This window comes from Frankia canadensis (assembly GCF_900197875.1).
Lineage (GTDB): Bacteria > Actinomycetota > Actinomycetes > Frankiales > Frankiaceae > Frankia > Frankia canadensis.
The window spans coordinates 92862-107345 of sequence record NZ_FZMO01000001.1; the positions used below are offsets into that span (position 1 = coordinate 92862).

General features: G+C 70.0%; 11 protein-coding genes. 9 read left to right on the top strand and 2 right to left on the bottom strand.

Translation table 11 applies throughout. From position 1 onward, the window contains the following. The first annotated feature begins 415 nt into the window (after positions 1–415). Complete coding sequence (locus C1A33_RS00370) at positions 416–1330, top strand: TIGR03619 family F420-dependent LLM class oxidoreductase (protein ID WP_207770086.1); 915 nt, start codon at positions 416–418, stop codon at positions 1328–1330. Positions 1331–1397: 67 nt separating this feature from the next. Here C1A33_RS00370 and C1A33_RS00375 read toward each other — a convergent pair whose 3' ends face one another. Continuing rightward, the gene (locus C1A33_RS00375; RefSeq protein ID WP_133150518.1) at positions 1398–1997 is read right to left on the bottom strand and encodes a TetR/AcrR family transcriptional regulator; all 600 of its coding nucleotides are present in this window, start codon (positions 1995–1997) and stop codon (positions 1398–1400) included. A gap of 111 nt (positions 1998–2108) precedes the next feature. Between C1A33_RS00375 and C1A33_RS00380 the strand changes: the two genes are divergently transcribed. The 5 genes from C1A33_RS00380 (at position 2109) to C1A33_RS00400 (ending at position 7333) form a co-directional block, all read left to right on the top strand. Further along, the gene (locus C1A33_RS00380; protein ID WP_101829524.1) at positions 2109–3203 is read left to right on the top strand and encodes an NAD(P)-dependent alcohol dehydrogenase; all 1095 of its coding nucleotides are present in this window, start codon (positions 2109–2111) and stop codon (positions 3201–3203) included. Continuing rightward, positions 3200–4666, top strand: a complete 1467-nt coding sequence (locus C1A33_RS00385; RefSeq protein ID WP_101829525.1) for an aldehyde dehydrogenase — start codon at positions 3200–3202, stop codon at positions 4664–4666. The genes C1A33_RS00380 and C1A33_RS00385 overlap by 4 nt, the downstream gene beginning before the upstream one ends. A gap of 116 nt (positions 4667–4782) precedes the next feature. Continuing rightward, positions 4783–4977: a ferredoxin gene (locus C1A33_RS00390; RefSeq protein WP_101829526.1), complete on the top strand. Its 195-nt coding sequence runs from the start codon at positions 4783–4785 to the stop codon at positions 4975–4977. A gap of 100 nt (positions 4978–5077) precedes the next feature. Next, positions 5078–6313 (top strand): cytochrome P450, encoded by a 1236-nt coding sequence (locus C1A33_RS00395; RefSeq protein ID WP_101829527.1) that lies wholly within the window; start codon positions 5078–5080, stop codon positions 6311–6313. 276 nt (positions 6314–6589) lie between these two features. Continuing rightward, on the top strand, positions 6590–7333 hold the full coding sequence (locus C1A33_RS00400; protein ID WP_101829528.1) for an SDR family NAD(P)-dependent oxidoreductase: 744 nt from the start codon (positions 6590–6592) through the stop codon (positions 7331–7333). A 57-nt stretch (positions 7334–7390) separates the two neighbouring features. Here C1A33_RS00400 and C1A33_RS00405 read toward each other — a convergent pair whose 3' ends face one another. Further along, positions 7391–8611: a cytochrome P450 gene (locus C1A33_RS00405; RefSeq protein WP_101829529.1), complete on the bottom strand. Its 1221-nt coding sequence runs from the start codon at positions 8609–8611 to the stop codon at positions 7391–7393. Positions 8612–8899: 288 nt separating this feature from the next. Between C1A33_RS00405 and C1A33_RS00410 the strand changes: the two genes are divergently transcribed. Genes C1A33_RS00410 through C1A33_RS00420 form a run of 3 tightly spaced genes read left to right on the top strand, consistent with a single transcriptional unit; the run spans position 8900 to position 14403 of the window. Beyond that, complete coding sequence (locus C1A33_RS00410) at positions 8900–11173, top strand: hydantoinase B/oxoprolinase family protein (protein WP_165818164.1); 2274 nt, start codon at positions 8900–8902, stop codon at positions 11171–11173. Beyond that, positions 11170–13287: a hydantoinase/oxoprolinase family protein gene (locus tag C1A33_RS00415; protein WP_101829531.1), complete on the top strand. Its 2118-nt coding sequence runs from the start codon at positions 11170–11172 to the stop codon at positions 13285–13287. The genes C1A33_RS00410 and C1A33_RS00415 overlap by 4 nt, the downstream gene beginning before the upstream one ends. Positions 13288–13290: 3 nt before the next feature. After that, complete coding sequence (locus C1A33_RS00420; protein ID WP_101829532.1) at positions 13291–14403, top strand: aldo/keto reductase; 1113 nt, start codon at positions 13291–13293, stop codon at positions 14401–14403. The last annotated feature ends 81 nt before the right edge of the window (positions 14404–14484 follow it).

Sequence of the window (14484 nt, forward strand, 5' to 3'; positions counted from 1 at the left end):
TGCCGTGGCTTCGGCGCCGTCCGACGTGCGTCATCCGATAGTCCATCAGTGACCGGCGCGAGGCCGACGGGACGGTGCTCGGCGAGGGAGGGGTGTAGCCGCCGCCCAGGCCGAGGCTGGCGGGTAAGAGCCGGGCGGAACCGTCCACAGTTGGAACCTCGTGTCCATGGATCGCGTGCGGGGCCGCGCGCTGGAGCTCGGCCTGGCCAGGCGGGGCGTCTGCGGCATGCGGGGGATCTAGTTTGGTGAGGCTAGTGTGGGGGCAGTCACTTCGTCAAGGATCCTGGATCCGAGATCCTATCTGGAGGCTCCTGGAGTTCGGTACATGGGCGATGATCCCCGCGGTGCCGGTGGTCTCGGTGCCGCTCGCCAACCACGCCGTACACGACGAGGTCGCGTGCCGATGAAATGTTCGTTGTCGCTGTATCCCCTGGAGGCCTGGTCCTCGCTCGACGAGATCGTCGGCACCGTGGCCGAGGCGGAGAAGCTGGGCTTCTACGGCGTCGGCCTGCCCGAGCACCTGATCGTGCCGACCGGTCCTGGCGCGCCCAGCCGGCCGTCGGCGTTCTGGGTGGACAACTTTGCCTTCGGCGCAGTCCTGGCGCGTGCGACCCGCGGTATGCGGATCATGCTCAGCGCGCTGGTCATCCCCTATCGACACCCCCTGCACCACGCGCAGGGCGTCGCGACCCTGGACTGGATCTCGAACGGCCGGGTGGACGTGACCGTGGGCGTCGGCTGGATGCGCGAGGAGTTCGAGGCGCTGCGGGTGCCCTACCGGGAGCGGGGCCGGCGGACCGACGACTACCTGCGGGCCATGCGCGTGCTGTGGACGGAGCCGGAACCGGCCTATGACGGCGAGTTCGTGTCGTTCGGTGACCTGCTGTTCGCGCCAACCTGCGTCCAGAAGCCGCACGCGCCGCTGCTGATCGGCGGGCACAACGAGAACGCCTTCCGCCGGGTCGTCGAGTTCGGCGCCGGCTGGGCTCCGATGATGGCCAGCGCCGAGTCGGTCCGGGCTGGCCTGGTCCGCATCCGGGAGGGCCTGGCCGCTGTCGGACGTTCGGACGACCTCCGGGTGTTCACCCGGGTGAGCATCCTGGGCGGCAACGCCACGATCACGAAGGCGGCGGCTTCTCACAAGGCCGACCTGGTCAGGGCACAGAAGCATTCGGTGTCGCGCTCGGACGCCGAGCGGACCATCGAGGTGATGGCCACGTATCGGGAGGCCGGAGTGACGGAGTTCGGGCTGTCATTCCCATGGGAAAACGCCGCTCGGTATGTCGAGACGATCCAGTGGTTCGCGGCCGAGGTCATGCCCGCGCTGTGACGCTGATGACGGGCTCTGGGGGAGGACGCGCGCCGTCGACCAGCGCGCCGGGTGAGTTCCGGCCGGGTTACCGCCGCGACGAGGACAGCACGTGGTCGAGCACCCGGTCCACGAACGCCGCCGGGTCCGTCACGGGCGATCCGGCTGGGTCGAACGGCGCGGTCAGCGATCGGCTGATCACGGCTCCGCCGATCAGGTCGGCCAGCAGGACGACGTCCGTGTCGGGCCGTAGCTCGCCGCGGGCGACGCCGCGCTCGATGGCCGCTCGCACCGCGACCAGCCTGCTGACGGCGACCGTGGCGAACCGGGTGAACAGCTCCGGTGCGGCCTGGGCCTCGAGGAGCACGCGGAGCGGTGCCAGGTCCGCCGGGCCGGCGAAGGTCTCGATCATCGAGGCGAACACGTGTCGCAGGTCCTCTCGGACCGAGCCTCGATCGATGTCCTGGACGGCGATGATGAACCGTTCGAGCGCGGACACCAGGAGATCCTCTCGTGTCCGCCAACGGATGTAGAGCGCGTTCTTGCCGACGCCGGCGACCCGCGCGACGACCTCGAAGCTGAATCCGGACCAGCCGCGCTCGGCGTAGACGGTCAGCGCCGCGTCGAAGATGCGCCCGTCGACGGCCGGGTCGCGGGGCCGGCCGGGACGCGCTTCCGAGGTGACCATGTTCCGGCCAGCGTACCCCTGCTCATGAACGCCGTCGGCCACTTGCGGACGATTGTCGTCTGAATTACCATCTGGATCACCGTGACAGAGGTCACTGCCGAGAGGTGGACGATGAAGATCACTGCGGCCGTTCTCCGTGCCGTCGGGCAACCGTTCTCGATTGAGTCGGTCACACTCGACGATCCTGGGCCAGGGGAGGTTCTCGTCGAGATCGCCGGCACTGGCGTCTGTCACACCGACATCTCGTTCAAGCAGGGGCACTGGCCGTTCCCGGTGCCCTCCGTCCTGGGCCACGAGGGCGCGGGCCGCGTGGCCGCGGTCGGGGCCGGCGTCACCTCACTCGCGGTCGGCGACCATGTGGTGATGAGCAACGCGTCCTGTGGCGCGTGCCCGTCCTGCCTGTCGGGGATGCCCGCCTGGTGCCCCAACGCCTCACGGCTGAACAACAGCGGCTGCCGTCCGGACGGCAGCTCCACCCTGCACGACGACGCCGGCGACATCCATGGCAACTTCGTGGCGCAGTCCTCGTTCGCGAGCCACGCGCTGTCCAGGGACCGTTTCGTCGTCAAGGTTCCCGAGGACATCCCGCTGCACCTCGTCGGCTCGTTCGGCTGTGGCATCCAGACGGGCGCCGGCGCCGTCCTCAACGTGCTCAAGCCCGCACCGGGATCCACCGCGCTGATTGTCGGGCTCGGCGCGGTCGGCCTCGCGGCCGTCGCGGCGGCCGCGGCCTCCGGCTGCTCGCGCGTCCTCGCCGCCGACATGAACCCGGATCGGTTCGACGCCGCGCGGACGTTTGGCGCCACCGACGTCATCGACGCCTCGGCGGGACCTCTGCCCGAACTCGTGCGCGCACTGCTCCCCACCGGTGTCGACGCCGCCGTGGAGGCGAGCGGATCTCCCCGCGCGCTGCGGTCGGCGTTCGAATCAACACACGGCAGCGGCAGGACGGTCCTCGTTGGCGCCGCGCCCCACGGTACCGAGTACGCGCTGGACTCCCGGTCTGTGCTGTCCGGTCGGACCCTCGTCGGCGCGATCATGGGGCTGTCGAACCCCCGGGTCTTCATCCCGAGGCTGGTCGACATGTACCGGCGCGGCCAGCTCCCCATGGAGAAGATCGTCCAGACCTACCCGCTCGCGGACATCGAGAAGGCCCTGGCCGACTCCGCCAGCGGCGCGGTCGTCAAGCCGGTGGTGATCCCGTGACCGGGAACGCCGACCACGACGCCTTATATATCGGTGGTGCCTACGTCGCGCCGCGCGGCAAGGGCTGGCTCGAGGTGGTCTCGCCGGCCACCGAGCAGGTGATCGGCCGCGCCCCCGCGGCCTCGGTCGAGGACGTCGACGCCGCGGTCGCGGCCGCGCGGGCCGCGTTCGACGACGGGCCGTGGCCGCGGATGCCGGTCGCCGAGCGGGCCGAGGTCATGCTCCGCGTCGCCCAGGGCATCGGCAAACGCCGGGAGGCCATCGCCCAGCTCATCACGGCCGAGATGGGCGCGCCGATCGCGTTCAGTCGGGTCGCGCAGGTGTCCACAGCACTCCTGGAGCAGTACGCGGCGATGGCCGACGGGCTGTTCGCGCCGGAGCAGCGCCGGCAGGGGGCCTTCGGGGGCCTGGTCGTGCGGCGCGAGCCGGTCGGCGTCGCCGGCCTGATCATCCCCTGGAACGCGCCGCTGGGGCTGCTGCTCGGCAAGCTCGCGCCGGCGCTGCTCGTGGGCTGCACCACCGTCGTGAAGGCCGCGCCGCAGACCCCGCTCGACTCCTACTTCCTGGCGGAGGCCTGCGACGAGGCCGGCCTCCCGCCCGGCGTCGTCAACATCGTGGCCGCCGACCGCGAAGTGAGCGAACGCGTCGTGACCCACCCCGGCGTCGACAAGATCAGCTTTACGGGCAGCACCGCGGCGGGCCGCCGGATCATGAGCCTGTGCGGTGACCAGGTCAAACGGGTGACCCTCGAGCTGGGCGGAAAGTCGGCGAACATCATCTGCGAGGACGCTGACCTCGCGGCCGCGATTCCTCTCTCGCTGCAAGGCGGCATGCTGAACAACGGCGAGGCGTGCATCGCGCTCACCCGCGTGCTCGCTCCGCGCAGCCGGTATGACGAGGTCGTCGAAGCGCTCGCGGCCGGTGCCGCGATGCTGCCGGTCGGTGACCCCTTCGACGAGTCGACGGTCATCGGCCCGCTCGTCACCGAGGTCGCGCGGGCACGGGTCGAGGGCTATATCGCGGCGGGACGCGCGGCGGGAGCTCGGGTCGTGTCCGGCGGTGGCCGGCCCGCGGCGCTGCCCACGGGCTGGTACGTCGAGCCGACCGTCCTCGCCGACGTCGACAACAGCATGACCGTAGCCCGCGAAGAGATCTTCGGCCCCGTCCTGTGCGTCATTCCGTATGACGGCGTGGCCGAGGCGGTCGCGATCGCCAACGACTCGCCGTACGGCCTGTGCGGCGCCGTGTGGACCTCGGACGTCGAGAAGGGCGTCGACATAGCGCGGAGCGTTCGCACCGGCACGTTCAACGTCAATGGTTTCTCTTACGACACGACGGCGCCGTTTGGGGGCTTCAAGCAGTCGGGTATCGGCCGGGAATGGGGCGCCGAAGGGTTGGACGCCTACACCGAGAGCAAGACCATCATGCTTCCGCGGCCACCCGTTGGCGAGCAGGGGAAGTAAGCAAAAGAACGATGCGGCCTGCCGGGGCCGGCGTCGCCCGGCCCCGGCAGACCGACAGCCGTGGCCATGGCCGGGCGTCGCCGCGGCCGGAAGACGCCAGGAAGGCGAGGTGATCCATGCAGGCCCAGATTGACAAGGCTCGTTGCCAGGGACACACGCTGTGCGCGATGAACGCGCCCGAACTGTTCGACGTGAACGAGGACGACGGCTACGCCGCCGCGCGCGACGGTGACGTCCCCGCGGCGCTGGAGCCCTTGGCCCGGCTCGCGGCGCAGGGATGCCCGGAGCGGGCGATTCTTCTCCAGGACTGACTCGGTCCTCGCCCGGCCGGCCGGCCGGGAACCCATGCCATCCCGATATCAAAACCCAGACGCAGACATGGCCGGTTTGGCCAGCAAGGAGAGACGGACCATGGCGGATCAGCCAGCCGGAATGGCGCTCACGGCGCCGCCAACCACCGAGGAGCGCATCAAGGGCTTCAGTCTGTACGCGCCATGGCTCCAGCAGGATCCGATCACGTACTGGAAGGAAATCCAGGAGGTGGGGCCCGTGCTGCGCTCCGAGCAGCACGGCGGCTTCTGGATCCTGACCCGGCACGAGGACATCGCCTGGGCCGCACGCAACCCCGAGATCTTCGCCAGCCGGGAGATGCTCATCCCCTATCGCTCGACCTTCGCGGCGGACGAGCGCGAGATTCCGCTGGGTCTGGACGGCGAGGTCCACCGCAAGTGGCGCCAGGCGATCGTCGACACGTTCAAGCCCGCCACGGTCAACCACTTCACGCCCGCCATCCGCCAGGCGGCGACCGAGCTGGCCGACAACCTGGCCGGCCGGGACGGCTGCGAGTTCATCAGGGACTTCGCGGTCGCCCTGCCGGGGGAGGCCTTCCTGATCGACTACGGGATCGGCCGGGACCGCCTACCGGAGCTGCTGGCGTTCAAGGACTGGTTCGTCCGCGAGGCGCTGCCGAACGCCCGTTCCGATGAGGAGGTCATCGCCGCGGCGGAGCCGCTGCGGGACTTCTTCGCGGAGGTGATCGAACAGCGCCGGCGCGACGACGATCCGGACGCTCGTGACGTCATCAGCCACCTCCTGCGTGCCACGTACGACGGGCGGCCGCTGACCATGGCGGAGATGACCAACACGAGCCTGGTCACGATGATGGCGAGCCTCGACACGACGACGTCCGCCCTCGGCCTGAGCTGGGCCTGGCTCGCGCGCAACCCGGAGACGCGCCGTGCCGTCCTCGCCGACCCGTCGAAGACGCCGGCTCTGATCGAGGAGCTGCTGCGGCACGAGCCGGTGCTGTCGACCGCCCGCGTCGTCACCCGGGACGTGCAGCTCCATGGGGTGACGCTGCACGAGGGCGACATGGTCCTGCTCTCCTGGGGAATGAGCGGGCTCGACCCGGACGTCTTCGCATCTCCGGACGAGGTGGACCTCGCTCGCGCCCCCGGCAACCAGCTCGCCTTCGGCGTCGGCCCGCACCGCTGCCTCGGTATGCACCTGGCGCGCCGGATCCTGTCGATCGCCTTCGAGGTGTGGCACGCCCGGATTCCCGAGTACCACCTCGACCCCGCGAACCCACCGGTGTCGCACTACTCGGCCGTACGCGGGCTGAGCCGGCTCGACCTCGTGTTCGACTGACCTTGCTGCGCCCCCTGGCTCCGGCCCGGGGGCGCAGCGGACTGTCGGCGCTACCAGCGGGCCTGATCATGGCTACCGATCGCCGCCTCGCGGCGGTGATCTGGTTCCAGGAGCTGGCCCGGGGCGCCGTTCTCGCATGGTCACTGTCCGACCAGCCGACAGCCTGGGGCCGGTGGGCCAGTACCTCTCCTGCCGTCAGCTACCGAAACGGGTGACACAGAACACAGCAAAACTGTATCCTGCATCCTGGTTCAATGGTGGCGGAAAGGTGGATGGATGCTCGAGAACAAGATCGGTTATGTCACCGGTGGGGCGTCCGGTCTGGGGGAGGCGACGGTGCGTCGCCTGGCGGCGGACGGGGCGGCGGTCGTCATCGCCGACGTGAACAAGGAACGCGGCGACCTGGTCGCGGCCGAGCTCAAGGAACAGGGCGCGCGGGTGGCGTTCGTCGAGACGGACGTGCGCGTCGCCGACGACGTCGACCGGCTCATCCGGACCACCGTCGACACCTTCGGTGGGCTGAACTACGCCGTCAACAACGCGGGCTACGGGCACGGTGTCACGAAGCTGCACGAGACCGACATCGCCACCTTCGATGACCAGGTCGCCGTGAACCTGCGCGGGGCGTACCTCGGCACGCGGGCCGCGGTCATCCACATGCGGGAGAACGGCGGCGGTTCGATCGTGAACATCGCCTCGCTCGCCGGTGTCCGGGGCGTGGCGGGCACGGCGGCGTACGGCGCGGCGAAGCACGGTGTGATCGGCCTGAGCCGGGCGGCGGCGCTCGACTACGTCCGCGACGGCATCAGGATCAACGTCGTGGCGCCCGGGGCGTTCCTCACGCCGCTGATGGAGAGCCGCGGGCCGGAGCTGATCAAGCACTGGTCCGACGCGATGCCGTCCGGCCGCCTCGGTGAGCCGCGGGAGCTCGCGAACGCCGTCGTGTGGCTTGTCTCGGACGAGTCGTCGTATGTCAGCGGCGTGACCCTGTCGGTCGACTACGCGGCGCACCAGGCCTGACCGTCGGGAGGTGCTGGGGGCGGGCGCGGCCGCTTTGGCGCACCCGCCCTCACCATCTCAACGGGGGACGCCGCGACTGGCGAACTCGATCCGAAGAGTCGCGGGCCCGTGAGAGACGCCGTGCCGGTAGGTCACCTCGGGGTTCGCGAGACGGATGTCGTCCCACCGCGTGACGATCTCCGTCATCACGATCTGCAGGTCGAGACGCGCGAGGTGCGCCCCCGGGCACCGGTGCGGGCCGATGCCGAATGCGACGTGCTTGCGTACCTCGGCGCCGCGGTCGAGATCGAACTCCGTCGGCGCCGCGAAGACCCGCGGATCGCGGTTGGCGGCGCCGTAATAGACGAGCAGCCGGTCACCCTCCGGGATTTCCGTCTGCCCCGCCGGTGAGTCGCACAGTGCCGTCCGGGCGATCGCCGGCACGGGCGCCTCGAGCCGGAGAAGCTCGTCGACGGCCGTCGGGACCAGTTCGGGTGTGTCACGGAGCCGCGAGACCAGCTCCGGTTCACGGGCGAGCCGGACCAGCATGTTGCCCAGTGCGACGGTGGTGGTTTCCATGCTCCCGAGCACGACCGTGACCAAGGTTCGAGCGATCTCGTCGTCGGTGAGCGCGCGCCTCTGGACAGTGCCGTCCAGCAGCGCGTCCACGACGTCTCCGCGCCGTGCCCCGGAGCTTCTGCGGTGCGCGGCGAACTCGCCGGCCCAGGCGATGAAATCCGCGAGGGCGTTGCGCACCTTCTCGGGGTGGAAGATGATCGCCTCCGCGTACCGCGCGACGCGGTCGCGCTCGTCCGGGTCTGCGCCGAGTGCCACTTCGAAGAACATCCGGCCAGGAAAGGGGATGGCAAACTCCTCCATCCATTCGCATCCGCCGCCCGGCTCGATGCGGTCCAACAGCGTGCTCGCCTTCGCCCTGATCTGCGGCGCGAGCGCGGCGACCGCGCGCGGGGAGAAGCACGGGTCGATGAGCCTGCGCAGGTCCCGGTGCAGCTCACCCGAGGCGTTCATGGGTAAGAGCGCGGGAGTCCCCGGTGGCGAAGGCATCAGACGCGTTCCGTACTCAGTAGTGAAATGTGTACTGTGTGCCGCCTTCCAGACCTCTTCGTAGCCGAGGACCGCCCAGAATCCTCCCTGTACGTCGCTGTGGATCACCGGGCAGGATCCCAGCAGCCCGTCGAGGGTCGGCCAGAAGTCGCGCGCCAGTGATTCGTCCATCGGGTCGAAATCCGTTGCGTCGCAGGCGTCGCAGGCGTCGCGGGGGTCGTGAAAATCGGACATGCGCCCTCCGAGTGTGTTCTTGACTACACCGGTGTGCGATGTTAGCCTCCGGGGGAATCCTGTGTCCAGGATGCACCTGTTCGTCCGAGGGCAGGTCCTTCGAGGTGCAAATCCAGGGGCGGCAGGTCCGCGATGCGGATGTACGGCCGGACGTTGAGGAACGGGGAGCCGATGACAGCTGCCGAAGGCCCGTTAGGTCATGTGACTCCTGATGGACAGCTCCGTGAAGACGAGATCAGCGCGGCGACCCGGGCGCAGGGGCCCTGGGATGGCTCGCGCTTACCGTGGGTGCCGCCGGTATCCATTCAGACCCCGTCGGACCTGCTGTTCGACGCCGAGTTCGACACCGATATCGACCCGGTCACCTACCAGGTTCTCCGGTATCGGCTCTGGAATGTGAACCTCGCGCACTCCGACGCCATAAAACGGGTGTCGGGCGCGCCGTACGTCTGCTATCTCGACGATTTCTCGACATCCATACACGCCGAGAACGGTGACACTATACTCTGCGGGCCGTCAATGGTGTACTTCGTCGGCCTCGCGGACCTTGGCGTCAAATGGACGCTGCAGCACCGCGCCGGGAATCCCGGGATCCACGCCGGTGACGTGTTCCTGCACAACGACCCGTACATCGGGGTCACACACCAGAACGACGTCGCCGTGTTCGCGCCGGTCTTCCATGACGGACGCCTCTTCGCCTGGGTGTACTCGGGCGCCCACCAGGCGGACGTGGGCGGGGCGGAGCCCGGGTCGTGGTGCCCGAACGCCACGGACATGTACCAGGAGGCCCAGCCGTGGCCGGTCGTGAAGCTCGTCGACGGCGGTGAGGTACGCGGGGACATCCTCGGCCTCTTCGTGCGGCACAGCCGCGCGGGCGCCCAGGTAGAGCTGCAGCTGCGCGGTCAGCTCGCCGGCATCGACGCGGCGACACGGCGGATCCGCGAGCTTCTCGACGAGTACGGGCCGCGCGTCGTCAAGGGAGCGATGCGGCGCATGGTCGCCGATACCGCCGCGGCGGTGGCGCGGCGCCTGGAGACGGTGCCGGACGGCGAAATCGCCGAGACCTGGCGCATGGGCATCCCCGGTGACTTCGCCCGGCTGCACCGGCTGTCGCGGACGATCCGCAAGGAAGGCGACCTGCTGGTCTTCGGCACCCGGGGCAGTGACCCGCAGCTGCCGAAGGGCGTGAACGGCACGTACGCGACCTTCCGTTCCGGCGCGGTCGTCGCCGCGTCGATGCTGCTCGCTTGGGACCAGCTGTACTGCCCGGCCGGCGTGCTGAACCAGATGCGGTTCGAGCCCGACGCGGGCACGCTCTCGGTGGCCACGCACCCGGGCGCCGTGTCGACGCAGCTGTTCACCGTCGCTGGCATGCACCTGAGCCGCAACGTGCTCTCGCGGCTCCTGATGACCGGTTCCGACGACCTGCGCGCCCGTGTCCGGGCCGCGTCGGTGGGACAGGGCTCGACGATCGTGCCCTCCGGCCAGGGGCTGGACGGCTCCGCCTCGTACGCGAACTTCTGGGACGTCCTGATGGGCAGCACCGGGGCGTCGCCCTTCGACGATGGCGAGGACGTCGCGGGAGCGTGGTTCTCGCCGAGCAGCGGTGGGGGCAACGTGGAGGAGATCGAGGCCTCCGCGCCGATGCTGTACCTCTACCGCCGCGAGCGGGCCGACAGCGGCGGGCCCGGCTGTTTCCGTGGGGGCAACAGTATCGAGGTCGCGCAGATCGCCCACAAGGCGCGGGTCTGGATGGCGCAGCCCGTCGGTAACGACCCGTCGATCAACGCCGTGCCAGGACTCGCGGGTGGCCTGCCGGGTTTCCCGGGCGCCTGGGAAGCCAAGACCGCCAGCGGTATCCTCGCCGCCCTGGCCGACGGGCGGCTGCCGGCGAGCCGGCGGGAGCTCGAGTCGCTGGTCGGCCCGTTCGAGCGCCTGACCTCCCAGGACTACTTCATCTGCGGCGACGACATGATTCTGGTGCTCGGCCAGACGAGCTCGGGCGGCTACGGCGACCCGCTGACCCGCAACCCCTCCTTCGTCGAGACCGATGTCGAGCGGGGCAGCGTGACCGCCGAAGCGGCGGAGGCCTCCTACGCCGTCGTCCTCGTCGACGGCCGGATCGATCAGCGGGCCACCGCCGACCTGCGGGCACGCCGGCGGCGGGAACGGCTCGCCGCCGCGGCCGCCCCGGTGGCGCCCCGGCCCGGCCACGTCGAGCCGGGGGAGGTGCGCCGCCGCGTGTCCGGGATGATCGACCTCACCGACACCGCCGACGGGCCGTTGTGGGCCTGCGGGGACTGCGGGCGGCAGCTCGCGCCGGCGGACGAGAACTACCGCCGGGGCGCGGCCCTCCTCGAGAGCAGCCCGCATGCCGTTCGTCCCGAGCTGTATCCGGACCCCGAGGCGGTCTTCGATCCGTCGGTCCGGTTCGTGCTGCGCCAGTGGTGCTGTCCGAGCTGCGGCGTGCTGCTCAGTATCGAGCCGGCGGCCGAGGGTGACCCCTGGCTCAACGAGATGCCGACCATCCGTCCGTCCGCTCCCGCCGAGGTGACCGCATGACCGCCACGTTCTCCATCGGCGTCGACATCGGCGGCACCTTCACCGACTGCGTCGTGGTGTCCGAGGAGCGGGTGGTCACCGGAAAGGTGCCGACCACGCCGCACGACCGGTCGATCGGCTTCTTCGGCGCGATCGAGGACGCGGCCAGGAATCTCGGCCTGTCGTTGTCCGAGTTGCTTGGCCGCACCTCGCGGATCCTGCACGGCACCACGACCGGCGTGAACGCCGTCGTCTCGCGTACAGGCGCGAAGGTCGGCCTCGTGACGACGGCCGGCCACGGCGACGTCATGCTGATGATGAAGGGCGCGGGACGCACCACCGGCGTCATCGCCGACATGGTCATGGACGAGGTGGCGACCCGGCGCAAGCCCGCGCCGTTCGTCACGCGCGCCTTCACGGCCGAGATCGAGCAGCGCATGGACCGCGACGGTGATGTCGTCGTCCCGCTCGACGAGGAGAAGGCCCGGTGGAAGATCCAGGCGCTGCTGGACAAGGGCGTGGAGTCCGTCGCCATCAGCCTGCTGTGGTCGGTGAAGAACCCCGAGCACGAGCGCCGGCTGGCCGACATCGTGCGTGAGCTGGCGCCGGACGTCTTCGTGACGTGCGGGTCGGACCTGGTCTCGCGGGTCGGCGAGTTCGAACGGACCGTCACCGCCGTCTTCAACGCGTACATCGGCCCGCTCATGGTCCGCTATGTCGACGCGATCGTCAGCCGCGCCCAGGAGCTCGGCTACCAGGGGCAGGTGCTGTTCGCGCAGTCGGCCGGCGGCGCGATCAACGCGGACGAGGCCAAGGTGGCCCCGGTGCTCACGATGCAGTCCGGGCCGGTCTCCGGCGTGATGAACTCGGCGGGCTTCGGTCTGCTCCACGACGAGTCCAACATCATCACCACCGACGTCGGCGGCACCACCCTCGACGTGAGCGTCATCCGCCGCGGCGAGCCGCTGATGCGTGACTCCATCGTCTTCGACCGGTTCGAGATGGCGATGCCTATGCTCGACATCGAGTCGATCGGTGCCGGCGGTGGGTCGATCGCCTGGCTGGACGAGTCCGGGCGTCTCAACGTCGGCCCGCGCAGCGCCGGCGCCGATCCGGGCCCCGCGTGCTACGGCCGGGGCGGGACCGAGCCCACCGTCACCGACGCGGACGTCGCGCTCGGGCTCATCGACCCAGGCTCGTTCCTGCACGGGACGGTGACGATCGATCCGGAGCTGTCCAAGGCCGCGATCGAGCGGGTCGGCTCGAAGCTCTGCATGGACGTGTATGCGACCGCCGCCGGCATCAACCGCCTCGTCGACGCAAAGATGGCGGACCTCATCCGGCGCGTCACCGAGTTCCGCGGCCACGACCCGCGGACCTTCGCGCTGCTCGCGTTCGGCGGCGGCGGCCCGGTACACGCGGCCGCGTACGCGCGTGGCTCGGGTGTCCGACGCGTGATCGTGCCGTCCCCGGAGCTCGCGCCGGTCTGGTCCGCCGGTGGCGCGGCGAACCTCGACATCGTGCACATGTACTTCGAGCCGGTGTCGCTGCGGCTCCCCACAGGGCCGAACGAGCTGGAGAAGCGCTTCGCGGCGCTCGAGGGCAAGGCGCGTGCCAGGCTCGCCGCGTACGGCTTCGCACCCGAGCAGATCTCGGTCGCCCGCGCCGTCCGGATGAAGCACACCATGCAGATCTTCGACGTCGAGGTCCCGGTGCAGGGCGCGATCCGGTCGGAGGCGGACGTCGACCAGATCGACCGGGACTTCACGGCGGTGTACGAGGAGCGGTTCGGGCACAACTCCGGGTCGCGCGCGAGCGGCGTTCAGATCACCGGTCTGCAACTGCGGGCCCGGGGCGTCTGGGCGCGGCACGCCGGCCCGAGCAGCCGAGGATGCGAGACGGTCGAGCCCACCTGGTCCTCGCGCCCGGTCTACTGGGAGGAGACCGGGGGCTTCGCCGACACCCCGGTGCTGAGAATGCAGGAGCGCGCGGGCGCCCGGGTGGACGGGACGATCGCCGGCCCGGCGCTGGTCGAGTTCCCGAACACGGTGATCGTGATCCGTCCGGCACAGAACGGCTGGTTCGACGACGCCGGCAACTTTATCATCGATGTCTTCCCGGACCGCGGAGAGTAGGAAATGCAGTACACCAAGCTCGGAAGGACCGGAATCACCGTCTCCCGCGCGTGCCTCGGCGGCATGATGTTCGGCTCGTGGGGCAACACCGACCACGACGAGTGCCTCGCCATCATCCAGGAGGCGGGCGACTCCGGTGTGAACTTCATCGACACCTCGGACGTCTACTCCTACGGCGAGAGCGAAGAGATCATCGGGAAGGCGATCGCCGGCAACCGCTCCGAGTGGGTCATCAGCACCAAGTACGCCAACCCGATGGGGGAGGGCGAGAACCGGTCGGGAGCGTCGCGTCGGTGGATCACGCAGGCCTGCGAAGACAGCCTGCGCCGCTTGAACACCGACTACATCGACCTGTACATCCAGCATCGCCCCGACTGGGACACCGATATCGACGAGACGCTCGGCGCGCTCTCCGACCTGGTCCGTGCCGGCAAGATCCGTGCCTTCGGGTCCTCGAACTTCTCCGCGGTCGACATGCTGAACGCGCGGCACACCGCCGACGCCCGCGGCCGGGAGCGCTTCCGCTGTGAGCAGCTTGGCTACTCGATCCTGGTCCGTGGCGCGGAGCGGGACCGGCTGCCGCTCGCCGCGGCGCAGGGCATGGGGATCATGTGCTGGAGCCCGCTGGCCGGCGGCTGGCTCACCGGCATGATCCGTCGCGGCGGGCAGATGCCGACGTCCGAGGACCTCGGCAACTTCCGCGCGCTCAGCCGGTATTCCGCGGAGGGGCGGTTCAACCAGGCGAAGCTGGACGCCGTCGAGGCGCTCATCGAACTCGCCGACGAGGCGGGCCTGTCGATCGTCCATCTGGGGCTGGCGTTCGTGCGCGAGCACCCGGCGGTGACCGCCCCGATCATGGGCCCGAAGAACCTCACGGAACTGCGTGACCTCCTGGCGGGCGCGGACGTCGTGCTCAGCCAGGACACGCTCGACCGCATCGACGCCATCGTGCCTCCGGGTTTCGACATCCACCCGAACGACAGCCGGGGATTCGTCCCGCCGGAGCTGCAGCCCGCCGGGCGCCGTCGCGGCCTGGCCGCCGGAAGCGACTCCGCCTACGTCGGTTTCACCCCGCGCAGGGAACCCAACTGGGGCGTCAAGAACGTCACCGCCTAGTGCCGTTCCCGGCGACGTTCACCGGCCCGCCGTCAGGATCGTGGCGTCGCGACTGGCGGGCCGCCGTTGCCTGACGCGGCG